This is a genomic window from Microbacterium sp. (genome assembly GCF_044340635.1).
GTDB lineage: Bacteria > Actinomycetota > Actinomycetes > Actinomycetales > Microbacteriaceae > Microbacterium.
This window is the reverse complement of record NZ_JBIITF010000020.1, coordinates 26,330-50,323: the sequence shown is the minus strand read 5'-3', so window position 1 is coordinate 50,323 and position 23,994 is coordinate 26,330. Positions and strand designations below refer to the sequence as shown.

The window sequence follows — 23,994 nt, the reverse complement described above, 5'->3', positions numbered from 1 at the left end:
GTCGTGCCGATCGGGCAGTTCCCGACCGTCTACGAGATGACTCCCGAGATGCTCGAGGCGTTCATGAACATGACCCCCGACGAGCAGCTCGCCGCCGTCAACGCGTCGGCGGGAGAGTAGTCAGCCCGTGAACAATAATGTCTCGTATCTACATCTCCTCGAACGGAGCAGTTCATGACGGATTCCACGCTCGGCGCAGTCTCTGCGACCGCGATCACGAACACCAGGGTCTTCGACGGACACAGTCTGAGCGCCCCCACGACGGTCGTCGTCCAGCCCGACGGGCGCATCGGTGACGGATCAGCGGATGCGGTCGTCGTCGGTGCCGCTGTCGTCAACGCGGAAGGTACGGTGCTCCTTCCTGGCCTGATCGACTGTCACATGCACCTGAAGGGGCGCGAGTCCCTCGAGACGCTCGCCACGTACGGTGTCACCACCGGCCTGGACATGGCGACATGGCCCGCATCACAGTTCCAGTCGTTGCGGGGACTGAGGGGAGTCGCTGACTTCCGCACCGCCGGCATGGCGGCGACATCTCAGGGCAGCACGCACAGCCGCATTCCGACCTATCCGGACGTCGCGCTGGTCGATTCCCCCGACAAGGCGGAGCGGTTCGTAGAGGTGCAGGTGGCAGACGGGGTGGATTACATCAAGATCGTCGCCGATCTGCCCGGTCCCACCCAGGACGTGCTCGATGCACTCGTGGCTGCTGCGCACGCGCGGGGGCTCAAGGTCATCGCGCACGCAGCCCTGTACGAAGCTGTGCGTATGAGCCTCGCTGCGGGGGCCGACATGATCACCCATGCTCCACTCGACCGCGCGCTCGACGATGCGACGGCTGAGACGATGCTCGCCCAGGGCACGGTGTTCATCCCGACCTTGACGATGATGAAAGGCATCGCCGCGAATCTCACCGCAGCGGGCGTTCCCGGTGTGAGCTATGCACACGCCCACGAGAGCACGCGCGCGATGCATGCCGCGGGCGTTCCGGTCCTGGCCGGCACCGACGCCTACATCGGGTCCTTCACACGGGCATCGCCGCCATACGGCGAGAGCATGCACGACGAAGACGCCTACATCGGGTCCCTCACACGGGCATCGCCGCCATACGGCGAGAGCATGCACGACGAACTCGCTCTGCTCGTGGACGCCGGCCTGTCAACAGCCGAAGCGCTGCGCGCTGCCACCTCGACGGCCGCGCACGCGTTCTCACTCGACGATCGGGGGGCGATCACCCCCGGATTGCGAGCCGACCTCGTGCTGGTGGACGGCGATCCGCTCACCGACATCGCTGCCGCGCGTCGCGTTCTGCGTGTGTGGTGCGGCGGCATCGAGGTGTGAGGGCGTCCTCTCGACCGCGGTGTCACTCCACGGCGGTGTTCGCGCCGTGGTGCCACGCGAGCACCCGGTTCTCGACGACGATGAGCAGCAGGTTGAACACGTACCCGAAGATCCCGATGAGCACGATGCCCGACCACATGTCCGTGATCGCGAACGACCTCTGCGACTGAAGAACGAAGACGCCGATCCCGTTGCCTCCCGCCATCATCTCGCTCACGACGACCATGATGAGCGCGAGCGAAAGACTCGTGCGCATTCCGGCAAAGATCTGCGGAGCTGCCGCGGGAAGTGCGACCTGCAACTCGTAGCGGAACCAGTGGATGCCGTACACCCGGGCGGTCTCGCGCAGTCCGGGGTCCATTCCTCTGATTGCAGCTTCGGTATTGAGGAGCACGGGCCAGAGGCAGATGAAGGTGATCAGAATCACCTTCGCGGTGTCGTCGAGGCCCAGCACGATGATGACGAGGGGAATCAACGCGACCGCAGGGATCGCGCGCAGGAACTCGAGCACGGGTGCGAACATCGCCTGGAGGCGGTGCGCCTGACCGAGAACGAACCCCACGACCACGCCGATGACCACAGCGCCGATGAACCCGATCATCATCCTGGAAAGACTCGGCAAGACGTCGCTCGCCATCCGCGCGAAGAGCCAGTTCTCCTGGAAAGCGACTAGGGCGTGTCTCCCAAAGGTTTGGGCTGGTCGCTGGAACGCTCGGTGTGTGTCTCGAACGGAGTTGCTGACTGATGCGCAGTGGGAGCTGATTGCTCCGTTGATGCCGTCCTCGCAGGGGCGTCGTGGTCGGCCGTTCGCCGATCATCGCACCGTGGTGGAGGGCATCATCTATCGCTACCGGACCGGGATCGCGTGGCGGGACTTACCCGGGTGCTTCGGGCCGTGGCAGACGGTGTGGAAGCGGCACCGCCGCTTCAGCGGTGATGGGACGTGGGACAAGATCCACAGCGTCCTGCTGGCCCATGCCGACGCCGCCGGGCTGATCGACTGGGAAGTCTCGGTGGACTCCACGATCAACCGCGCCCATCAGCACGCCACCAACCTGCCCCGGGACACAGGGGGACCTGACGAATTACACGAATCTGCGCATCGAGCCGCCTGATCACGCCATCGGCCGCTCCCGCGGCGGCCTGTCGACGAAGATCCACCACCTGTGCGACGGGAACATGCGGCCGCTGGTGATGCTGCTCGGGCCCGGGCAGGGCGGGGACTCCCCGATGTTCGAGCACGTGATGAACGCCCTGCGGGTACCGCGCCTGGGTGGGGGCCGGCCACGCACCAGGCCCGACCGGGCGCTGGGTGACAAGGCTTACTCTTCCCGGGCCAACCGCAAGCTGTTGCGCCGGCGCGGCATCCAGGCCGTCATCCCCGAACGCGATGATCAGATCGCCAACCGCAAGCGCCGCGGCGCCAAGGGTGGTCGCCCGGTCACCTACGACACCGAGGCCTACAAGCGCCGCAACGTCGTCGAGCGCGGATTCAACATCTTCAAGCAATGGCGCGCCTTGGCCACCCGCTACGACAAACTCGCCCTGACCTATCGCGGCGGCGTCGTCCTACGCGCCATCACCATCTGGCTCAAGGCTTTAAGAGACACGCCCTAGGCGTCGCGCCGAGCGTCGGACAACTGGAGTGAGAATCCGACAAATGGAGTGAGACGACTCGACAGGTCCGTGAGAATCGGACAACTGGAGTGAGACACGACACCCTGCATGCTCTTGATCTAGCAAGTTGCTATCTACCTGATGCCGGTGGGAAGCTCGCTCCGTTGCCTCGATCGGCAGTCGCGAGCTTATCACGGCTGTCAAGGGGGGTGCCAAATATCTGCCTATCGTCTGCATATGCCGGTGCACCCGCACCGATGTGTCCGATGACAGTGATTCTGTCGTCCGTGCCATTGATCTTGTGTCTGGGACGTTGATTCTGTCGTCCGTGCCATTGATTCTGTGGGCGAGCCTGCGACACGCGGCTTCTCGTCGAGCGGTCGACGAGTGGCGAGTCGTACTCTGGCGCCGTCAGGTTCACTTCCTCAACTGAACATCTGCGAGTGAGAGGAGTGAGCGTGAGCGGGTCGTTGCAGACGGCGGGGTCGGTCCGAGCCGATTTCGAGTGGGTCCTGGACGGCAAGCGGGATCGCCGTGACGCGATGGACGCTGCCGGGGTCGCCTTCGAGTCGGTCGACGTCGTGCGGGTGCCTGCGTCGTGGCAGCACAAGCGGAGCTACGAGGGCTTCTACTGGGCGGCGACCACAGCCTCGCATGTGTGGTTCGAGTCGCTGTACGAGCGCGCGGCTCTCATGCGGCTCGATCGTGATCGTCGAGTAGCGGGTCTCGCATCACAGCCGATGTGGATCCACTGGCCGCAAGGCGCCGGCAAGCACGCACCCGACTTCTTCGTCCGCTATCACGATGGCAGCGCCGCGCTCGTCGACGTCCGACCTGCCGAGCGCATCGGCGATGACGACGCCGAGGTGTTCCGGATGACTGCTGAGGTCTGCGAGCGGCTCGGATGGGGCTACCAAGTCGTGAGCGACATCTCCGTAACTGAGCATCGCAACCTCCGCTTCCTCTCTGGATATCGCTTCGACCGTTGGATCTCAGCGTCAGCCACGGCCAGGATCCGTGCATCCGAAGGAGAGCAGAGGACTCTGGGGGAGTGGGAGGAACTACTCGCGAACCTATGCGCGGAACCATTGGGCGCCGTCTACTCGGCACTTTGGTGGCGGCGGCTTCGGGTAGACGTGGAACTCCCGCTCTCGCTCAGTACGGCGGCAGTGGCGGCATAGCGATGCGCGCGCGGATCGGAACACACCTCACCTGGGACGGTCACGAGTTCGTCGTTATCGCGATCGACTATCGGCACGCCGTGTTGCGATCGCTGGAGGAGGAGTTCGTCCGCGAGGTCGTCATCGAGGAACTGCTGCGCGCCCCCGACGTCGTCTGGCACGATGTGCGACCGCTCTCGAGCGAACCGCCCGACATTCAGTTGATTGCCGCGTTGCCGGAGGCGGAGCGACGCGTGCTGGATGCCTGGGTCGAACAGCTGGAGGCGGTGAAGGTCGCGGTCGACGCCGGCGCCGAGCTCAAGCCATTGCTCCAGGACGTTCGCGATGCCATGGCACCGTTCGTCCAGGTGTCGACGGAGACCGTGCGTCGCAAGTACCAGCGCTACCGCGCCGAGGGCGTCCTCGGGCTCATCGACAAGCGCCGACAGAACGGACGCAAGCCTTCGGTCGACGCGCGCATCGCGGCCGCCCTGAGTCAATTGGGCGCTGCAGGAGTGAAACGCTCCTCGGGCACGCGGTCTCGCACCGTCGACAACGTGAAGTGGATGCTCGAGGAGGATCTCGGTGAGAGCATCGACCTGCCGAGCGACCGGACGCTGTACCGCCTGATCGCGGCACACCCCACGGCTCGCAAGCTCAGTTCATCGGCGAGGCGTCGAGAGACCGAAGCGAACAAGCCGGGCCGGGCATTCGGGTTGCATGGATCCCTCCGCCCGGGCGAACACGTGCAGATCGACTCCACGGTGATCGACGTTCCTTGCCGGCTGCTGGATGGGCGTCTCAACCGTGCCGAACTCACGATCATCCACGATGTCGCCACCCGCTCGATCCTGGCGGCGATGGTTCGCGCGATCGCGACCAACAGCGCTGACCTGGCGGGAGTCCTCGCTCGGGCGCTGACCCCCTACGACCGGCGGCCGCCGGGTGCCCGCGAGCAACGTGAGCGGGTGGCCGCGACCTGGGCGGGCAAGTTCATGATCGAGCAGGATCGGCTGGATCAGCATCGGCTCGCGCAGCCGTACATCTTCCCCGAGACGATCACGACCGACAACGGCAAGATCTTTCGCTCTCAAGCCTTCCGGCTGGGATGCGCACGGCTGGGGATCTCTCTGATCTTCGCGAGCAAGCAGACGCCGACCGACAAGCCGCACGTCGAGCGCACGTTCGAGACGATGGTCACCCGGTTCGTGCAGTATTTGGAAGGCTTCACGGGCGGCAGCGTCGAACGGCGGGGCCGAGATGAACCGACCGACGAGGCGCTCGCCCTGGCCCAGCTGCAAGAGCTCCTCGAGGACTGGGTCGCAATCGAGTGGCAGAACCGACCACACGACGGGCTCACCGACCCATTGCTCCCCGGCCGCTTCCTCACGCCCAACGAGATGTTCCGTGCGTACCGCCGGGTGGCGCCGGAGATCCACGTGCCCTTCGAGCTCGCCGACTTCATCGGACTGTTGCCATCGAAGACCTGTACCCTGCAGGACTACGGCATCAACTTCTCGCGTCGCGTCTACAAGTCCCGGCGCCTTCCAGAGCTCCGCGCCGCCGGAGCCCAAGGCGAAGGAGCGACACGGCCCTGCCAGATCCGGTACGATCCCAACAACCCGCTCTACATCTGGGTCGAGCACGACGGCGACTTCGTGCCTTTCCGCGGCGCCCCCGATCTGCTGGATCAGCCGATGGGCGGCGACATCTGGCGAGCCTCCCGTGACGTCGATGCGGATCACGATCGCGCCGTGAGATCGGATGCCGCGCAGCTGGCAGACCGGATGAAGCGGGCTCAGTGGGTGCGCTCCGGCAACAAGCGCAACCGTTCCGTTCGCACGGCGGAGGTGGATCGCGACCCGATGCACCTGACGGGCATCTCCAAGACGGTCGCTCGCGAAGAGTCCGAGGACGAGCCCGGCGGCGACGAGGTGATCTGGGAGCGCGGCGGTGGGTTCTCGCTCCTCGCGGACGATGACGGGGTGTGGGAGCGGCTGACATGACCCAGGCGATCAACACGCGGGAAGGGTGGTCCGCGTTCGTCAGCGAGACCCTCGACAAGCCCATCCCGATCACTCGCGCCGAGCTCGACGCGCTCTCACCGGCGGATCGTGCGATGAACCGTGAAGCCCGCAAGCAGTTCATGATCCGCGGCCCGGTGGTGCACACGGCGCAGTTCGCTGCGATCGAGACCGAGATCCTGCGGCGCCTGATGCTCAACCAGTACAAGTCTCACGGCAAGCTCGGCGTGATCGTCTCCGGCGAACCCAACATCGGCAAGACGACGACCGTCGCGCACATCGCCCGCCGGTTCGAGCGCCGCCGCCGCGATGTCGGCCGCGCCGGCGGCGGCAACTCGATCCCCGTCATCTACGTCTCGGTTCCGCCGTCGTGCTCACCGAAGCTGATGCTGGGCGAGTTCGCGCACTTCCTCGGTCTCCCGATCCGACCGCACTACAACACCGGCGAGCTGATGAACACGGTCGCGAGCGTGATCGCCGCGTGCGGAACCGAGCTGATCATCGTCGACGAGATCCACAACATCAACCAGAAGTACAAGCAGATGGGAGAAGCCTCTGACACCCTCAAACAGCTGTCGGAGAAGTGCCCCGGTACGTTCGTGTACGCGGGTGTGGATGTCGAGGCCAGCGGGCTCCTTGACGGCACCCGCGGTCGGCAGATCAGCAGCCGGTTCCAAATCATGCACCTGCAGAAGTTCGAGAACTCCGGCAAAGCCAAGGCGAACTGGGCCGATCTGCTCGTCGCCGTGGAGAGCTCTCTCGGGCTCATCGGCCAGCAAGAGGGCGCGGTGCTGCGCCACGCCAGTCAGCTGCATGCCGCAACCGGAGGCGTGATCGGCGATCTCACCGGGATGCTGCACATGCTCGCGATGGACGCGATCGACAACGGCACCGAGCGGCTCGACCTCGACACGCTGTTCGGCACCGTCCCAGCCGACTCCACTCCGGTGCCCGCCGCAACATGAGGTCTCCGCAGCGAGTGGAAGACGTGCGTCCCCTTCCGATCGGGGTGCGTCCACTGCCTGCGGAAACGGTGAGCGGGTACCTCGCCAGGCTCGCCACGGCGAACATGCTCACGCCGCGCGATCTGCGACTCCACGTCACGGCCGTCGCAGGGCTCTCTCCGTCGCGCCCCAACCTCGAGCGCGCGGCGGGGTGGGCGGAACGGCTCGGCGGGCTCGCCCCGGGCCACTTCGACGCCGACGCCCGCCGAAACGCGATGTACGTGCGCTGTCAGCACTACCAATGGCAACCCACGCGCTGCAGACAGTGCGGGTACACGCAGCGTCCGCGCACCGCGTGCCAACGGTGCTCGGACGGTTCACACACGACCGTGTGCAGTCGCGGCGGAGCCGTCTGCAACAGGCACCGCCGATGGCACACCGACGGAGCGGATTTCGACCTCGCGCCATTCCCCGAGTACGCCCGCGCAGAACGCTGCCTGTCGGGAACGCTCTGGAAGCGCGGGATAGGACTCGCGACCGGCGAGTTGCAGCTGGCGGCAACGTTGATCCGGTACTGGGCGGTGGACGACCAGATCAGCCCGCGCGTCGCCGAACGCGTGGCTGCGCTCGGCGTCGATGAGCTCAGCTCCGAGACCGTCTTTCTCGTCGCGTATCCGGAGGTCGTGAACCTGACGACCGTCCTGACCGATCTGTCTTTCGCGAGCTACCTACTCAGCCCGCGGTTCAGCCTCGCAGAGCAGGTCTGGGCGCTCGAGGCCGCGGTCATCACGATCATGCGAGGCTCCACCACGCCACGGCTGCACCACGTGGCCGAGAAGATCGTCTCCCGCGGCAAGGCCGCCGTCGAGACCGCTTTCGGGATGCGTCAGAACGCGCACAACAAGCGGCCCGCGACTCTGGAGAAGGCGCTGATCGCCGCATCGCAGCGCCACCGCAGCTGCTTGCTGCGACACCTCAGCTCAGTTCGCATCCAAGTCCCGCCGTTCGAGCCCGGGGTGGCGGCACCAAGGAACGATGTCCTGGTGCGACGACGGCCGCTTCCCGATCTCGCGCTTCAGGAATAGGCGCTTCGCCTGCCGGTGTCGACTGTGCACCGGGGCGCTGCACAGTCTTGAGTGCGATCCCGGTCGGTTGCTCTCGAGGACATAGTCACGACGGAGGATCCGCCCACGCCGATCATCCCGATTGCCACGAAGGCTGGCGAATATAGCGAAATCTAGGGATGTCTAGCGTTTCCCTAGATTCTCCTAGACCTTGCTCCACCTTGGCGATGGTGCCGAAGATGCTCGGCCCGATGATCAAGCACGACGGCGGACGTTGCTCATGCTCGCAGCGACCGGTGGCTACTTGTCGAGTTGGAGGCGGTGCCAGGCGACGAGCGTCAGTGCTCCGAATAGGAAGGGGACGCTGGGGATCAGGGCGAGTTGTCCGGCTGTGACGCTGTCGGGGTTGATGGCCCAGAGTGCGGGGGTGACGATGGGGAACCATGCTCCGACGCCGATGAAGGCCATGACCTGTGCGATGACGAGGAGGCCGATCGCGGTCGCGATCCCAGGGAGCAATCCGCGGCCGAGGGTGGTGGCCCAGGCGGCGGGTGTGGCGGCGAGGCCGACGAAGATGGTCACCGGGATCTGGCGGGCGAGGGCTTGCCACTCGGTGGGGTCGGGCGCCCCGTGACCGAGCAGCAATCCGAGCGTCAGGAGCGTGGCACACAGTGCGAGCGAGACTGCGATCGTCCAGGCGAGGTAGATGAGCAGCTTGGCCAGGGCGATCGCCCATCGCGGCACGGGGAGGGCGAACAGTCCGGTGATCGTGCCGTCCGCGAACTCGCGGCCGATCATCCAGCTGAGCCCGATGCCGAGCGCGGGCATGACGCCGGCGGCGGTGATCTGCGCGGCGATCGCGAGCAGCGCGGACCACCCGTCGAGGTCCGCGATCGGGCCGAGCTTCGCCGTCAGTTGGGGGTCGCCGAGCTTCATCGCGGCGAGGATGCCGGCGACCAGCGCAGTCACGCTGACCAGGAGAAGCCCCGTGGTCCACCGCAGGACGCGGGACGTGACGGCCTTGCGTGTCTCGGTCACCAATGCAGAGCGGAAGATGCTCATGCCTGCCCCCGTTCCTGGTCGTCGGCGAGAACCGACGCGAAGAACGCCTGCTCGAGGTCGGCGCCCGCCGGTGGTGATGTTCTCGTATCCGATCGTGCGAACGAGTTCGGGAGGCAGCGAGTCCATCAGTCCGATGAGCTCGGGCGACTTCATGGCCGGGTACAGCGGTAGATAGAGGAATACGACGGCGGCCAGGCCGGCCGACCAGCCGATGAGTCCTCGCCACCCTTCGCTGAGCCAGCGGCGGAACACCGGGAGTGGGGTGGGGTGAACGGATGCGGTGCGCTGTGCGATGGCGGTCATGATGCTGCTCCGTTTCGGGCGTACAGATCCAGCACGGACTCTTCGAGGTCGGGTTCTTCCACGGTGAGGTCGCGGATCGTTCCGGCGGCGATGGCCCGGATCACGGGGTCGATGTCGCCGCGTGCGGTCGCGGAGACACGGACCAGGTCGCCTGCCGCGGCGACGTCCACGTCCTCGATACCGGATGCCGCGGCCAGAGCGTCGGCGACGGTCTCGGCCGCGACACCGGTGACGGTCGCGCGGACGCGGCGCACGCTCGCGATCCGCAGCGATGAGACCGGGCCCTCCGCGACGATGCGTCCCTGCGCGAGCACCGCGACGTCGTCGGCTGCCTGCTGGATCTCGCTGAGCACATGGGAGCTCAGCAGCACGGTCTGCCCCGCGTCGCGGGCCTCGCGCACCATCGCGAGGAACTCCCGCTGCACGAGCGGATCGAGGCCGCTGGTCGGCTCGTCGAGCACCAACAGATCGGGCCGGTGCATGAACGCCTGGACGAGTCCGAGCTTCTGCTTGTTGCCCTTCGACAGCGTCCGCACGGGCCGGGCCAGGTCGAGTCCGAGCCGCTCGGCGAGCTGCTCGATGGTGCCGGGTGCAACGGGGCCGCTGATCTCGGCGAGGTGGCGCAGCAGGGCGCGTCCTTTGACGCGTCCTTCCAGGCGCAGCTCGCCGGGGACGTACCCGATGCGGCGGCGAAGGGCGGCGCCGCCGGCTCGGGGTGATGCGCCCAGCACCGTGATGTCGCCTGAGGTGGGGCGGATGATGTCGAGCAGCGTCCGCAGGGTGGTGGTCTTGCCGGCCCCGTTCGGGCCGATCAGCCCGAACACCGAGCCGGACTGGACGGTCAGGTCGAGTCCGTGCAGCGCGGTGTGCGAGCCGTAGCGCTTGTGCAGCGCACGGGTGTGGATCGCCACGGTCATGGCGGTGGTTCCTTTCGAATCAGGGATGAGGATCGAGGACGCTACCGCGCCGCCGGGGGATCCGGATCCTGATTCGGGTCGCCGTCGCCCTTGTCGCTGCGGGGCCCGGCGGGCCGGGCGAGTGCTTCCTTCGCCGCCGTCAGCAGGCTGTCGTCCTGGAACAGCCCGTGGGTGAACAGCTCGAGGCCGGGAAGCGCCAGCCGCCGCGCCCCTTCCGGGCCTAGTGGGTCGACGCCCAGCACCCGAGCGATTTGACCCTGCAGCAGCAGCGGCGCCAGCCCGTAGGCGGTCAGCAGCAGCGCGGTGGCCTCGGGGTCGGACATCGTCTGCGTCTGCCACTTGTCTCCCACATCACGGAGCATCTTGCGGGTGTGCTCCAGGAACGCGTCGAACACCCGCCGACCGGCGTCGCCGGGATCGGCGAGCAGCCGAACCAAATAGCCCAACCTGCCCGCGTGGACGCCGACGCCCGCCAGCACCGCGTCGATCCCTTGCGCGGTGGGGTCGTCGATCGCGATGGTGCGGTCCGCGAGCAGTGTCGAGACCACGTGCTCATCGCACTCTTCACGCAAACCGGCCTTGGAGCCGTAGTGGTGCAGCACCAGGGCGGGGCTCGCGCCCGCGTGCGCCGCGATCTGCCGCACCGTGGCCCGATCGAAGCCCGCCTCGGCGAAGACCTCGATGGCGGCATCCCGGATGCGCGCACGCATCGTCAGGTCGCCAGCATCCCGGACTGAACTCACGTTCAGCATACTAATCATGCGTTCACCAATCTGTCCAGTGATGTCGTCCAGCTGCGGGGTTTCGTTGCGGAACGCCGCACCCGGCCTTGGCGGGCCGGGTCGCACAACGCAGGCTTCTTCTCACAGCACAGCCGTGGCGCGGTGTTTCTCGCGCCCGCTGCGGGTAGGGTGTCGTGGATCCCCCTCCGGGGTCACGGTGAGCCGGGAAGTCTGGTCGGCAGCGGTCGCGCGACCGCTCCGGCACACCGAACAGACGGAGAAGCGGTGACACACACCGTCGTCGCCCTGGGCGACCATCTCGATTCCCTACGCCAGCTGACCCCGCACCGCGGCGTGATCGACTCCGACGAGGACCTGGAGCCACGCGGCGGCGTGCGTGGGCTGGTCGTCGGGGTGGACCTGACGGGCGCCCGGTCTGCACGAGAGGTGCGGGCGGAACTGAAGCGACAGGTGACCCGGTGGGCCGAAGCGGCGCGCCGGTATCCCGGAGCGATCCACCTGCTGATCGCCTACCAGATCCCTCGGGGCCTGGACCCGAGCCGCGTTCAGGGAGCCGCCGACGGTGCCGCCCTGCGGGCGCACGCGATGCTGGAGCGCAGCGCCGCCCGCTACGTCGATGTGACCCTGCTCGATGTGACCGAGTGCGACGACACGACGGTTCTGGCGGATCGGATCATGGAGCGGATCAGTGGCCGGGCCGGTGCTTACTCGGCGGCGGCGCTGACGTGGGCGGATATCCGCGGCACTTCGATCGCGCGTGCCACAATGGCCGACTACTACTGACCAGCCTCTCACCCGCGACAAGGCCTCCGGGGTTCAGCCGATGATGGGGCGTTCCTCGGGGAGGGTGTAGAGCAGGTTCCGTTGCCGTAGCGCCAGGGCGGCGGCCAAGCCGATGGGGCCGATGCGGCCGGCGAGCATGAGCAGGCTGAGCACGTACTTCCCGAACGGCTCGAGCTCGGCGGACAGGCCGACCGAGAGTCCGCAGGTCGCGAACGCGGAGATCACCTCGAACAGGATCCGGTCCAGCGGCGCGGTGCTGACGGTCATCACCAGCCCGGTGGCGACGAGCACCAGGGTGGCGCCGAGGAAGGTGACGCTGATCGCGAGGCGGAGCGAGCCGTCGGGGATGTGGCGTCCTGCCGCGATGACGTGCCGGTCGCCGCGTGCTTCGGCGATGATGCCGAGGAACAGCACCGCGAGGGTGGCGACCTTGATGCCGCCGGCGGTGGACGCCGAGCCGCCGCCGACGAACATCAGCGCGTCGGAGACGAGCAAGGTGATCGGGGTGGACTCGTTCGTGTCGGTGAGCGCGAACCCGCCAGAGCGCATCATGACCGAGGCGAACAGCGCGTGGAACGCTTTCTCGGCGGGGTTCAGGTGGCCGATGGTGCGGTCGTTACCCCACTCGAGCAGACCCCACGCGAGCGCGCCGACCGCGAGCAGGATGGTGGTCGTGGTGAGGGTGAGTTTGGTGTGCAGGCTCCACTTGCGCCGGTGCCACTTGTGGATGATGAGAGTGAGGAACACTGGAAATCCGAAGCTGCCGACGAACACTCCGATCATGATCGGGACCAGGATCCACAGGTCGCCGTCGAACGGGGCGAGCCCGCCTTCGTGGATGGAGAACCCGGCGTTGTTGAACGCCGAGATGCCATAGAACAGGGCATTCCACAGCCCCTCCCACCAGTGTTCCTCGATCATCACGAACCGGGGGACTAGCGCGAGGACCAGGATCGCTTCGATGGTCAGGGTCGTGACCACGACGATGCGCAGCAGTTGCCCGACCTCGCCGAGCTTGGAGGCGCCGCCGATGCTCTGCTGCGCGAACAGCTTCCCTCGCACCCCGAGGTGGCGGGTGACGGCCCTCATCAGCAGCAGCGCGATCGTCACGATCCCCAGCCCGCCGGCCTGGATCGCGAGCAGGATCACGACCTGCCCGAAGAAGGACCACTGTGTGGCGGTATCGACACTGGTCAGCCCGGTGACGGTGACGGCGGAGGTGGCGGTGAACACGGCATCCTGCAGCGGCGCGGCGCGCCCATCTGCAGAGGAGACCGGCAGCGTGAGCAGGCCGGAGAACAGCACGGCGGCGAGAAAAAAGATCAGCACCGCCATCCGCGACGGCGACCGCTTCGCCAGGTCGCGGAGATAGCGACCCGGCCGCAGCACCGTCTCGGGCAACCATCGCATACCGCGGTCTCGCGCCACCGGGGTCTCCTCATCAGATCAGACGACCCGAGGGTCGCCGCCGACCAGGCTTCCCGGCACTCCGGCGACAAGCATAGTTCGGCTGATCCGAACCCCCTCCATGCCGCGGGGTTTTGGACCGCCGAGGATGTTCTGAAGACCTGCCAGGGCACCTCCATGCGGCCTCTTGTAGGCTGGGGGAGGCGCGTCGGGAAGCCTGGTCGACACCGTCCTTCGTCGACCCGATCGGAACCGCCTATGACCTCTCCCGACCCTGCCCGGAACACTCCCGCGAGTGCGCAGTTCCCTCTCCGCGGCAGCTACGCCGAAGCGCTGCGCATCGGCACACTGCTACGCAAGGAGACCGTCGGCGGCGGGCTTCTCGTGCTCATGGCCGCGATCGGCATCCTGTGGGCCAACTCGCCCTGGGCAGAGGCCTACTTCACCCTCCGCGACCTCGAGGTCGGCTACGAGCCGTGGCATCTGCAGCTCAGTCTGGGCGCGTGGGCCGCCGACGGGCTGCTGGCGATCTTCTTCTTCCTCATCGGCCTCGAGCTCAAACGCGAGTTCGTCGCCGGCGACCTGCGCCGCTTCAGCACCGCGATCGTCCCGGTCGTCGCCGCGGCCGGCGGCGTGATCATCCCCGCCCTGGTCTACGTGGCCATCGTCGCCCAGACTCCCGGTCTCCTGCGCGGATGGGCGATACCGACCGCGACCGACATCGCGTTCGCGGTCGCCGTTCTCGCGCTCATCGGCTCTCACTTGCCGGGCCCGCTGCGGATCTTCCTGCTCACCCTCGCCGTCGTCGACGATCTCATCGCGATCAGCATCATCGCGATCTTCTACACCGAGACGATCGCCATCGTGCCGCTGCTGATGGGCCTGCTCACGATCGCCGTGTACGCCGTACTCGCGCAGCGGTACCGGCAGTTCTTCCACCTCAAGCCCGCCGCCGCATGGCTGATCCTGCTGCCCATCGGCGTGGTCGCGTGGGCATTCGTCCACGCCTCCGGCATCCACGCCACCATCGCCGGCGTGCTGCTCGGCTTCACCATCCCCGTCATTCACCGCCGCCGCGACCAGGTGCCCGACACCGAACCAGGTCTCGCGGAGGAGTTCGAGCACCGTTTCCGCCCGCTCTCCGCCGGGTTCGCCGTACCGGTGTTCGCATTCTTCTCCGCAGGGGTCGCCATCGGCGGGGCGGAGGGCTTCCTCTCCGCGCTCACCGACCCGGTGACCATCGGGATCATCGCCGCACTGGTCGTCGGGAAGCCGGTCGGCATCGTCCTGGCGACCTGGCTGACCACCCGAGTCCGCGGCATCCGACTTGACCCCTCGCTGAGGTGGGTCGACATCACCGGCGTCGGCCTGCTCGCCGGGATCGGGTTCACGGTGTCGCTCCTGGTCACCGAACTCAGCTTCACCGCGACCGACCCGCACCACGACCACGCCAAGGTCGCGATCCTGCTCGCCTCCGTCGTCGCGGCCGTGATCGCCTCGGCCCTGCTCGCCAGCCGGAACCGCCGCTACCGCAAGATCGCCCAGAACGACGCGGAAGACACCGACAACGACGGCATCCCTGACGTCTACGATCGGCCGTAACTCGAGTGCGCCGAGCGACTTGAGAAGCTCCCCGGGGTCATCGGCGAGGGTCGCGCGTATACGCCCCATCACCCGTGTGGGGTGCGGTGGCGCGGACTGTGAGCACGGTGTCGTCCTCCTGACCTGGTCTCCTAGCGGATGTCCGGGGGCGACGTGTCGGGTATTCCGATCAGGGGTTGAGCGGCGGCGTGGTGTCTTCGGCCGTTATCGCGGCCGCGGTGTTGGGTCTGTCGATGTGGAGGCGGTAGCCCATGCCTGCTTCGGTGATGAGGTAGCGCGGGTGGGAGGGTTCGGGCTCGAGCTTCTTGCGCAGTTGAGACACGTAGAGGCGGAGGTAGCCGGTGTCGGTGGCGTGCTCGGTGCCCCAGATGCTGGTGAGCAGGGTTTGCCTGGTGACGAGGTTGCCGGTGTTGCGGATGAGGATCTCGATGACCTGCCATTCGGTCGGGGTCAGGCGGATCGGCGCGTCGTGTCCGTCACGGGTCCGTGTGGCGCTTCGGGCGGCGAGGTCGATGACGATGTCGCCGAGGTGGACAGCGGGGTTGCTGTCGTGTGGGGAGAGGCGGCGGGTGAGGGCTCGGATGCGGGCGAGGAGTTCTTCGACGGAGAAGGGTTTAGTGACGTAGTCGTCGGCGCCCGCGTCGAGGGCGTCCACTTTGTCGGCGGCGCCGGTGCGGCCGGAGACGACGAGGATGGGGGATTCTGACCAGCCGCGGATGCCGTGGATGACGTCGATGCCGTCGAGTTCGGGCATGCCGAGGTCGAGGAGGTAGATGTCGGGCTTGTGGTCGATAGCGGCGCTGATGGCTTCGGCGCCGTTGGTCGCGGTGATGATTTCGTACCCTTTGGCGGTCAGGGTGATGCGAAGGGCTCGGAGGATCTGAGGGTCGTCGTCGGCGATCAGGATCTTCATGACGGGGTGTCCTCTGGCTGGGCTGTGGTGCTGTTGTGGGTGGGGAGAGCGACGACCATGGTGAGTCCGCCGCCGGGCGTGTCTTCGGGGGTGAGGGTGCCGCCCATGCCCTCGACGAACCCTTTGGAGAGCGCGAGGCCGAGGCCGAGGCCGCTGGTGTTGTCGGTGTCGCCGAGGCGTTGGAAGGGAACGAAGACGTCGTCGATGCGGTCGGGTGGGATTCCAGGGCCGTGGTCGATGACGCGGATCTCGACGATGTCGTCTAAGGAGCTGGTGGTGATCCGGACCTTGGAGTCGTCTGGGGAGTGGCGCGTGGCGTTGGCGAGGAGGTTGACGACGACGCGTTGCAGCAGGCCTGGGTCGGCGGAGACTAGGGGGATCTCGGGATTGAGGTCCAGCTCGAGCTCGTCGGGTCCGAGGCCGAGCTCATCGAGCGCGGGGACGATGACGTCGGCGGCGTCGACGTGGGTGGGGAGGATGGCGAGGACCCCGGCTTGAAGACGGCTGACGTCGAGAAGGTCGGTGACGAGGACGGAGAGGGTGGTGAGGCTTTCGCCGGCGGTGGTGACCAACTCAGCCATATCGGCAGGGGTGAGGGAGTCTCCGGCGGCTTGGAGGCCGCTGACGGCGGCGGTCGCGGCGGCTAGTGGCCGGCGGAGGTCGTGGCTGAGTGCGGACAGTAGGGCAGTGCGAATCTTGTCGGAGGCGGCGAGTGGGGCGATGCCGCTGGCAGTCTCGGTGAGCTCACGGTGTTCGAGCGCGACGGCGATTTGCGCGGCGACGACGGTCAGGAGGCGTTGTTCGCGGGCTGGGAGGTCAGGGCCGTGCAGTTCGAGCACGGTGCGTTTGCTTACTGGGACGGTCGAGTATCGGCCGTCGGCGAGGGGTTCGCCGGATGTTACCAGCACCGTGTCCCCTTCGCGCAGTCGCACGCCAGCCAAGGCGAACGCTTCGCGGGTGCGCTCCACGAGCGCCTCGATGGCGTTCTGTCCTCGCAGGACACTTCCGGCGATGGTTTGGATGAGTTCGGATTCGGCGGCAGCGCGACGTGCGACGCGTGTCTGTCGAGCTGCGCGGTCGACGATGAAGCTGACCAGCACTGCGATGGTGACGTACAGGGTGAGTGCAAGAAGATGGAGGGGATCGTCGATGGTGACGGTGTAGAACGGTTCGATGAAGAAGAAGTCCAGGGTGAGCCCGGACAGCACGGCAGCGAACAGGGCGGGCCAGATCCCTCCGACGAGAGCGACGATGACGACGAGCAGCTGGTAGCTGAGCACATCGCTGGTGATGGACTCGGGGCTGCGGAAGGTCGCGAGCAGCCAGGTGAGAGCGGGGCCGCCGATCAGGGCGAGGATCATCCCGGCGATGCGGCGTTTCATGGTCAGCGCGCCGCCGCTGCGGGGCAGGGCGAGGCGTCCGCCGGCGGCGGAGTGGGTGACGATGTGCACGTCGATGTCGCCGGACTCGCGGATGACCGTGGCACCGATACCGGGGCCGGTGAGCGCCGCGCTGAGCCGGCTGCGGCGGCTGACGCCGATCACGAGTTGTGTCGCGTTGAGGGACCGGGCGAACTCGACGAGCGAGTGGGGGATGTCGTCCCCGATGACCTGGTGATACGTACCGCCGAGCTTGTCAACGAGGGAGCGTTGCGCCGCTAACGCGGTGGGGCTGGAGGTGCGCAGTCCGTCCTGGCTGGTCACGTGCACCGCGATCAGCTCTCCGCCGGCGGAGCGGGCGGCGATACGGGCGCCGCGGCGGAGAAGGGTTTCACCTTCGGGTCCGCCGGTCAGGGCGACCACCACGCGTTCCCGGGCCTCCCATTGGCTGTCAATACCGTGCTCGTTGCGGTAGCTTTTCAGCGCCTGATCGACCTCGTCGGCGAGCCACAGCAGTGCGAGTTCGCGCAGCGCGGTCAGGTTACCGAGCCGGAAGTAGTTGGACAGGGCGGCGTCGATGCGTTCGGCGGGGTAGACGACGCCGCTTGCGAGGCGGTCTCGCAGGGCCTGCGGGGCGAGGTCGATGACTTCGACCTGGTCGGCTTCGCGGAGGATGCGGTCGGGGATGGTCTCTCGTTGGGGTACTCGGGTGATCTTTTCGACGACGTCGTTGAGAGATTCGATGTGTTGGATGTTGACGGTGGAGATGACGTCGATGCCTGCGTCCAGCAGTTCGTGGACGTCTTGCCACCGCTTTTCGTTGCGGGATCCGGGAGCGTTGGTGTGGGCGAGCTCATCAACGAGAGCGACAGCCGGGTTGCGTGCGAGGGTGGCGTCGATGTCCATCTCGGTGAGCTCGACGCCACGGTGGGAGACGACGCGGCGGGGGAGGATCTCCAAGCCTTCGGTCATCGCGGACGTGGCGGCGCGCCCGTGGGTTTCCACGACCGCGACGACCACGTCTTTGCCTTCGCTGAGAAGGCGTCTGCCCTCCTCGAGCATGGTGTAGGTCTTGCCGACGCCGGGGGCGGCGCCGAGGAGTACGCGAAGCCGCCCCCGTGTGCTCATCTGTCAGTCCTCCAACTGGTCTAGCGCCAGGTTAAGTTCCACGACGTTGACTGTCGGTTCTCCCAAGTATCCGAGGTCTCGACCTTGGGCGTGCTCGTCGAGGATGCCTTGCACCTGGTCTACGGTCAGGCCCCGCGCGTCGGAGACGCGCTGCACCTGCAGCTGTGCGTACTGGGGGCTGATGTGCGGGTCGAGTCCGGAACTGGATGCGGTGACCGCGTCCGCGGGGATCTCATCGGGAGAGACTCCGTTGAACTCGGCGATCTGTGCCTTGCGTTCCTCGATCGCCGCGATCAGGTCCTCGTTCTCGGGACCCCAGTTGGAACCTGAGGACGCGCCTCCGTCGTAGCCGTCGCCGGCTGCGGAGGGCCGGGGCTGGAAGTACTCCGGTAGCGGCTCACCGTCAGCGGCGGTGAAGTTCTGGCCGATCAAAGACGACCCGACGACCTCGCCTTCAGCGTTCCGGACGAGGCTTCCGTTGGCTTGTGCAGGGAAGGCGAGTTGACCGACCGCGGTGATCAGCAGGGTGTAGCCGATGCCGAGCACCACGGTGAACAGCAGGAGGGCACGGGTGGCGACCCAGAGGCTGCGGCCGGTGCTGCGGGTAGCGGTGTTCATGAACATGTTGTCTCCTTGACGATCCCGGGTCAGAACCCGGGGATGAGGCGCACGACGAGGTCGATGAGCCAGATGCCGATGAAGGGGGTGATGATCCCGCCGAGTCCGTAGACGAGCAGGTTTCGGCCGAGGATCTTGGATGCGTTCGCCGCGCGGTACTTCACGCCGCGCAGCGCGAGGGGGACCAGGACGATGATCACGATCGCGTTGAAGATGATCGCCGAGAGCACCGCAGAGGCGGGGGAGTGCAGCCCCATGATGTTCAGCGCCGCCAGGCCCGGGAACACACCCATGAAGATCGCCGGGATGATCGCGAAGTACTTCGCGATGTCATTGGCGATCGAGAACGTGGTCAGCGCCCCGCGGGTGATGAGCAGTTGCTTGCCGATGCGCACGATGTCGATGAGCTTGGTCGGGTCGGAGTCGAGGTCGACCATGTTGCCGGCCTCCTTCGCGGCCGACGTGCCGGTGTTCATCGCCACCCCGACATCCGCCTGCGCGAGCGCGGGCGCGTCGTTCGTGCCGTCGCCGGTCATCGCGACGAGGTTGCCGCCCTCCTGCTCCTTGCGGATGTAGGCGAGCTTCTGTTCCGGAGTGGCCTCAGCGAGGAAGCCGTCCACGCCCGCCTCCCGTGCGATCGCGGCCGCGGTGAGCGGGTTGTCGCCGGTGACCATCACGGTGCGGATGCCCATCGCACGCAGTTCTGCGAACCGCCCGGTGAGTCCCTCCTTCACGATGTCCTTGAGGTGGACCACACCTAGCACCCGGCCCTCGCCGGAGGGGTCCTTCACGGCGACGACCAGCGGGGTGCCGCCGGACTGTGCGATGCGTTCGGTGTGGTCCTCGAGCTCGGCCAGCTCGCTGGACGGCAACCTCCTCCCCTCCGATTCCAACCATGCGGTGACGGCGGACCCGGCGCCCTTGCGGATCTGAGCACCGTCGGGAAGGTCGAGACCGGACATGCGGGTCTGCGCGGTGAACGGGACGATCTCGCCGGCGGTGCTCGTGTCGACGTCCTCGCCCTGGGCGCGGGCAAGGTCGACGATCGAGGTGCCTTCCGGTGTCGGGTCCGCGAGGGACGAGACGGCGGCAGCGTGGACCAGTTCTTGCTCACGCACCCCGTCCATCCGGACGAACTCGCTGGCGCGCCGGTTGCCGTAGGTGATGGTGCCGGTCTTGTCCAGCAGCAGGGTGGTCACGTCGCCGGCGGCTTCGACGGCGCGTCCGGACATGGCGAGCACGTTGCGCTGCACGAGCCGGTCCATGCCCGCTATGCCGATCGCAGAGAGCAGTGCACCGATCGTCGTTGGGATGAGGCACACCAGCAGCGCGATCAGCACCGTGATGCTGGCCGGGCTGGCGGCGTAAGACGCTATGGGGTTGAGGGTGAGCGCGACGACGACGAACACGATCGACAGGCTCGCCAGGAGGATGTTCAGCGCGATCTCGTTCGGCGTTTTCTGTCGAGCAGCGCCTTCGACCAGGGCGATCATGCGATCGACGAAGGTTTCGCCGGGCTTGGAGGTGATGCGCACGACGATCCGGTCGCTGAGCACCCGGGTGCCGCCCGTGACGGCGGAACGGTCGCCGCCCGATTCGCGGACCACGGGTGCGGACTCGCCGGTGATCGCGGACTCGTCCACGCTTGCGATTCCCCACACGATGTCCCCGTCCCCGGGGATCAGTTCACCGGCGGAGATCACCACGATGTCGCCGAGGCGCAGGTCCGCGGAGGACACATCAGTGGTCGTCGCCTGTTCGGCGCCGGCATCCGTGGCGGAGTCGTACCCATCGATTCGGTGGGCGGTGGTGCTGGTGCGTGTCTTGCGGAGCGTGTCCGCCTGCGCCTTCCCGCGTCCTTCCGCCACGGACTCGGCGAGGTTCGCGAACAGGACGGTCAGCCACAGCCAGATCGCGATCACCGCGGTGAATGGCCACGGCACCTCGGTGCCGCCGGAGGGTGCTGGACCGCCGAGGAAGGGTTCCGCGATCGCGAGCACGGTGGTCAATGCCGCACCGACCCACACGAGGAACATGACAGGGTTACGCCATTGGGCGCGCGGATCGAGCTTGCGGAACGCGCCCGGGAGGGCAGCCCGCACCTGTGCCCAGGTAAAGGCCTTCCGCGGTGCCCGCGGGGCATCGCCCCGGGAAGGGGCAGGGGATTCGGGGGTGGGTGTGATGGTGGTCATGGTTTACAGCAGCCCTTCCGCTAGGGGACCCAGCGTGAGAACGGGGAAGAAGACGAGCGCGGTCACCAGGACCGCTGTGCCGACCACGAGGCCGATGAACAACGGTCGGTGGGTCGGGAGGGTGCCGGCGGTGGCCGGTACCTTGTCCTGTGCGGCCAGGGAACCGGCCAGGGCGAGAACGAGGACGATGGGCACGAACCGGCCCAGCAGCATCGCCACGCCCAGCGCGGCGTTCAGCCACGGCGTGTTCGCGGTGAGGCCGGCGAACGCGGACCCATTGTTGTTGGACGCGGACGCGAACGCGTACACGAGCTCCGACAGGCCATGGACGCCGGGGTTCCATATCGAGGTCGTTTCCACGTCCTCTCGGACTCCGGGGATCGCGAAGCTGAGGGCGACACCTCCCAGGAGCAGGGTCGGCATGACGAGGATGTACAGGCTGGCCAGCTTGATCTCGCGAGGCCCGATCTTCTTACCCAGGTACTCGGGGGTGCGTCCGACGAGGAGCCCGGCGATGAACACGGCGATCACTGCGATGATGAGCATCCCGTACAGACCCGCCCCGACACCTCCAGGGGCGATCTCGCCGAGCATCATGTTCAGCATCGGCATCATGCCCCCCAGCGCGGTGTAGGAGTCGTGCATCGAGTTGACCGAACCGGTGGAGGTCAGTGTGGTGCCGCTCGCATACAACACGGATTGGACCAGACCGAACCGGGCCTCCTTGCCTTCCATGGCGGCACCCGCGAGTTGCGGGGCGGTGCCGTTTCCGGCGAACTCGAACGCGGCCAGCGCGCCGAGCGAGACGACGAACAGGGTGCTCATCGCGGCGAGGATGGCGTAGCCCTGGCGGTTGTCGCCCACGATCCGCCCGAACGTGCGCGGGAGCGAGAACGGGATGAGCAGCAGGAGGAACACCTCGAAGATGCTCGTCCACGCCGCGGGGTTCTCGAACGGGTGGGAGGCGTTGGTGTTGAAGAACCCTCCGCCGTTCGTGCCGAGCTCCTTGATCGCCTCCTGCGACGCGACGGGACCGCCGGGCAGGACCTGTGATCCGCCGGATACGGTGGTGATGTCAGTGAACCCGGCGAAGTTCTGCACGACCCCTCCGGCGAGCAGGACGATCGCCGCGATCACGGAGAACGGCAGGAGGATGCGGAACGAGCCGCGCACCAGGTCGACCCAGAAGTTGCCGATCGTTCCGGTGCGTCGATAGGCGAACCCGCGCACGAGGGCGATCGCGACGGCGATGCCGGTCGCGGCGGAGACGAAGTTCTGCACCGTGAGTCCTGCGAACTGCACGGTGTAACCGAGGGTGAGCTCGGGGGAATATGCCTGCCAGTTCGTGTTCGTCACGAACGAGATCGCGGTGTTGAACGACAGCCCCTCCGGGACAGCGGGGAGACCCAGAGCGTAGGGAAGCCACTGCTGGGTGCGCTGCAGCAGGTAGAGCAGCAGGACCCCGACAAGGGAGAACAGCAAGACTCCGCGCAGATACGCTTGCCAGGTCTGCTCGGACCTGGGGTCAGCGCCGATGACGCGGTAGATCCCGCGTTCGACCTTCCAGTCCTTCCGAGAGGTGAAGACCCAGGCCATGTAGTCGCCGACGGGGCGGTACGCGACGCCCAGGAACAGGATCAGAGTCGCCAGGCTGGCGGCAAGGAACAGCCACTCCATCAGAACTTCTCCGGCTTCACCAGAGCGGTCACCAGATACACCAGCGCCGCGAGGCCGAGGGCAGCGGCGAGCAGGTCGAAGACGATCACAGCTTCTCCACCGCCTTGCCGATCAGACCGACCAGCGCGAACAGGACGATAACGCCCAGCACGTACACGATGTCGAGCACGAGGAACTCCATTCGAAAGCTGTCGAACCCCCGGGCGAGGGCCGCGCGTCGTTCAGACGCAACTCCCGATCAAACACCTGCGCTCACGGCGAAATCACAGCCCTAACGAAACGCATACGGCCACCCGTCGAAAGCTAACGGCCGTCCATACATCCCCGACGTCCCGCGCCCTCCCCGATGCCGGCGACCACCTCCGCCCCGAGTGCTCATACCCCGCCCGGCTTCTGCTCGTCATGTCAGCAGACCGTGAGCAATCCGGGCGAAGCGGGCCGTTCCGCGCATGTATTCCGTTCGGACCCCACCGATCGTGCGGATGGGCGGGCTAGGACAGACGGTGTGACTCTCACCGATATCGTCCCCACGCTGCGACGCACCCTTCCCGTTCCACTTCGGGCGAGGGCTTGGCCGGATCACACGACGCCGACGACGACCGACGTGGTCGTCGCCGGAGTGTCGATGCGGCGTCTGGCCGAGATGTGCGGCACCCCCTGCGTCCACAACACTGACCGCATCATTCGCACGAACCCCCGCCAGGCCGAGGTGCTCCGCTCGGACGTGTCGGTCGTCATCACCCGTGTCGTGATGACAGTGAACAACCTCGACTCCCAACGCGTCATCCTCATCGACGCGAACTTCAGCGACGTCCCTGCGGTGTGGTCCGAGGCGCGCCTGATCGACCGGATCTCCGCCGCCGCGTCGGCTCCTGGCATCTTGCTGGCCGCGGAAGCAGCCGCCCCGGCCTACCCGTCTCCTCCGGTGCGGCTTCCCGCCGACCTCGCCGAAGGCGACCTGCTGGCACTGCCGTGCGAAGGCACAGTGCCCCTGGGGCGCGTGCGTCCGGTGCCACTGCCGCGCCATGACACAGCACCGTTGTCTCCGGCTATCGCGGTGTCCCCGGCCATCGACATCGCCCCAGGTCTCTTGTCCGCCCTGACCCCCCAGCTCTGAAAC

Annotated in this window: 20 protein-coding genes; 9 read left to right on the top strand and 11 right to left on the bottom strand. The window is 67.0% G+C overall.

The features are described 5' to 3' along the window. Positions 1-174: 174 nt before the first annotated feature. Entirely contained in the window at positions 175-1,341 is a 1,167-nt protein-coding gene (locus ACIQ0W_RS14660; protein WP_062764969.1) for an amidohydrolase family protein, read from the top strand. A 22-nt stretch (positions 1,342-1,363) separates the two neighbouring features. Here the strand turns inward: ACIQ0W_RS14660 and ACIQ0W_RS14655 are convergent, their stop codons facing one another. After that, the gene (locus ACIQ0W_RS14655; RefSeq protein ID WP_005052801.1) at positions 1,364-1,945 is read right to left on the bottom strand and encodes an ABC transporter permease; all 582 of its coding nucleotides are present in this window, start codon (positions 1,943-1,945) and stop codon (positions 1,364-1,366) included. 169 nt (positions 1,946-2,114) lie between these two features. On the opposite strand from ACIQ0W_RS14655, the gene ACIQ0W_RS14650 reads away from it, so the two are divergent. From ACIQ0W_RS14650 to ACIQ0W_RS14630, 5 genes are all read left to right on the top strand, one after another. Then, positions 2,115-2,958, top strand: a protein-coding gene (locus ACIQ0W_RS14650) for an IS5 family transposase (RefSeq protein ID WP_241186004.1) whose coding sequence is annotated in 2 segments (ribosomal slippage) — positions 2,115-2,420 and positions 2,422-2,958 — 843 coding nt in all. Because the reading frame shifts where the segments join, the coding sequence is not laid out codon by codon here. Between the two features lie 458 nt (positions 2,959-3,416). Continuing rightward, complete coding sequence (locus ACIQ0W_RS14645) at positions 3,417-4,139, top strand: TnsA-like heteromeric transposase endonuclease subunit (protein ID WP_077049454.1); 723 nt, start codon at positions 3,417-3,419, stop codon at positions 4,137-4,139. A gap of 2 nt (positions 4,140-4,141) precedes the next feature. Then, positions 4,142-6,124, top strand: coding sequence for a Mu transposase C-terminal domain-containing protein (locus tag ACIQ0W_RS14640; RefSeq protein WP_077049453.1), 1,983 nt, complete (start codon positions 4,142-4,144; stop codon positions 6,122-6,124). After that, positions 6,121-7,107: a TniB family NTP-binding protein gene (locus ACIQ0W_RS14635; RefSeq protein WP_077049452.1), complete on the top strand. Its 987-nt coding sequence runs from the start codon at positions 6,121-6,123 to the stop codon at positions 7,105-7,107. The genes ACIQ0W_RS14640 and ACIQ0W_RS14635 overlap by 4 nt, the downstream gene beginning before the upstream one ends. A 23-nt stretch (positions 7,108-7,130) precedes the next feature. Further along, entirely contained in the window at positions 7,131-8,171 is a 1,041-nt protein-coding gene (locus ACIQ0W_RS14630; protein WP_396643419.1) for a hypothetical protein, read from the top strand. Between the two features lie 279 nt (positions 8,172-8,450). On the opposite strand, the gene ACIQ0W_RS14625 is transcribed toward ACIQ0W_RS14630, so the two are convergent. The 3 genes from ACIQ0W_RS14625 to ACIQ0W_RS14615 are packed head-to-tail and all read right to left on the bottom strand — an operon-like array spanning position 8,451 to position 11,175. Continuing rightward, positions 8,451-9,515, bottom strand: coding sequence for an ABC transporter permease (locus ACIQ0W_RS14625; RefSeq protein ID WP_396643418.1), 1,065 nt, complete (start codon positions 9,513-9,515; stop codon positions 8,451-8,453). Beyond that, entirely contained in the window at positions 9,512-10,432 is a 921-nt protein-coding gene (locus tag ACIQ0W_RS14620; RefSeq protein WP_077049444.1) for an ABC transporter ATP-binding protein, read from the bottom strand. Before ACIQ0W_RS14620 ends, ACIQ0W_RS14625 begins: the two co-directional genes overlap by 4 nt. Positions 10,433-10,473: 41 nt before the next feature. Then, a complete protein-coding gene (locus ACIQ0W_RS14615; RefSeq protein WP_344229003.1) occupies positions 10,474-11,175 on the bottom strand; it encodes a TetR family transcriptional regulator in 702 nt (233 codons plus the stop codon). A 264-nt stretch (positions 11,176-11,439) separates the two neighbouring features. Here ACIQ0W_RS14615 and ACIQ0W_RS14610 point away from each other — a divergent pair, with 264 nt between their 5' ends. Continuing rightward, positions 11,440-11,958 carry a hypothetical protein gene (locus ACIQ0W_RS14610; protein WP_077049442.1) on the top strand — a complete coding sequence of 173 codons (519 nt, stop codon included), beginning with the start codon at positions 11,440-11,442 and terminating at the stop codon, positions 11,956-11,958. A 33-nt stretch (positions 11,959-11,991) separates the two neighbouring features. Here ACIQ0W_RS14610 and ACIQ0W_RS14605 read toward each other — a convergent pair whose 3' ends face one another. Then, positions 11,992-13,368 carry a TrkH family potassium uptake protein gene (locus tag ACIQ0W_RS14605; protein ID WP_083734896.1) on the bottom strand — a complete coding sequence of 459 codons (1,377 nt, stop codon included), beginning with the start codon at positions 13,366-13,368 and terminating at the stop codon, positions 11,992-11,994. A 255-nt stretch (positions 13,369-13,623) separates the two neighbouring features. Between ACIQ0W_RS14605 and nhaA the strand changes: the two genes are divergently transcribed. Next, positions 13,624-14,967: a Na+/H+ antiporter NhaA gene (gene nhaA / locus ACIQ0W_RS14600; protein WP_077049440.1), complete on the top strand. Its 1,344-nt coding sequence runs from the start codon at positions 13,624-13,626 to the stop codon at positions 14,965-14,967. Between the two features lie 169 nt (positions 14,968-15,136). On the opposite strand, the gene ACIQ0W_RS14595 is transcribed toward nhaA, so the two are convergent. Genes ACIQ0W_RS14595 through ACIQ0W_RS14570 form a run of 6 tightly spaced genes read right to left on the bottom strand, consistent with a single transcriptional unit; the run spans position 15,137 to position 22,963 of the window. Next, positions 15,137-15,880: a response regulator transcription factor gene (locus tag ACIQ0W_RS14595; RefSeq protein ID WP_077049439.1), complete on the bottom strand. Its 744-nt coding sequence runs from the start codon at positions 15,878-15,880 to the stop codon at positions 15,137-15,139. Then, positions 15,877-18,387 carry a sensor histidine kinase KdpD gene (locus ACIQ0W_RS14590; protein WP_077049438.1) on the bottom strand — a complete coding sequence of 837 codons (2,511 nt, stop codon included), beginning with the start codon at positions 18,385-18,387 and terminating at the stop codon, positions 15,877-15,879. The genes ACIQ0W_RS14595 and ACIQ0W_RS14590 overlap by 4 nt, the downstream gene beginning before the upstream one ends. A 3-nt stretch (positions 18,388-18,390) precedes the next feature. Further along, a complete protein-coding gene (gene kdpC, locus ACIQ0W_RS14585; protein ID WP_077049437.1) occupies positions 18,391-19,005 on the bottom strand; it encodes a K(+)-transporting ATPase subunit C in 615 nt (204 codons plus the stop codon). A 29-nt stretch (positions 19,006-19,034) separates the two neighbouring features. Next, entirely contained in the window at positions 19,035-21,197 is a 2,163-nt protein-coding gene (kdpB, locus tag ACIQ0W_RS14580) for a potassium-transporting ATPase subunit KdpB (RefSeq protein WP_077049436.1), read from the bottom strand. Positions 21,198-21,200: 3 nt separating this feature from the next. Then, the gene (gene kdpA, locus ACIQ0W_RS14575; RefSeq protein WP_077049435.1) at positions 21,201-22,874 is read right to left on the bottom strand and encodes a potassium-transporting ATPase subunit KdpA; all 1,674 of its coding nucleotides are present in this window, start codon (positions 22,872-22,874) and stop codon (positions 21,201-21,203) included. Continuing rightward, entirely contained in the window at positions 22,874-22,963 is a 90-nt protein-coding gene (locus tag ACIQ0W_RS14570) for a potassium-transporting ATPase subunit F (RefSeq protein WP_077049434.1), read from the bottom strand. The genes kdpA and ACIQ0W_RS14570 overlap by 1 nt, the downstream gene beginning before the upstream one ends. Before the next feature lie 416 nt (positions 22,964-23,379). Here ACIQ0W_RS14570 and ACIQ0W_RS14565 point away from each other — a divergent pair, with 416 nt between their 5' ends. Beyond that, entirely contained in the window at positions 23,380-23,991 is a 612-nt protein-coding gene (locus ACIQ0W_RS14565) for a hypothetical protein (RefSeq protein ID WP_139340550.1), read from the top strand. Positions 23,992-23,994 lie beyond the last annotated feature (3 nt).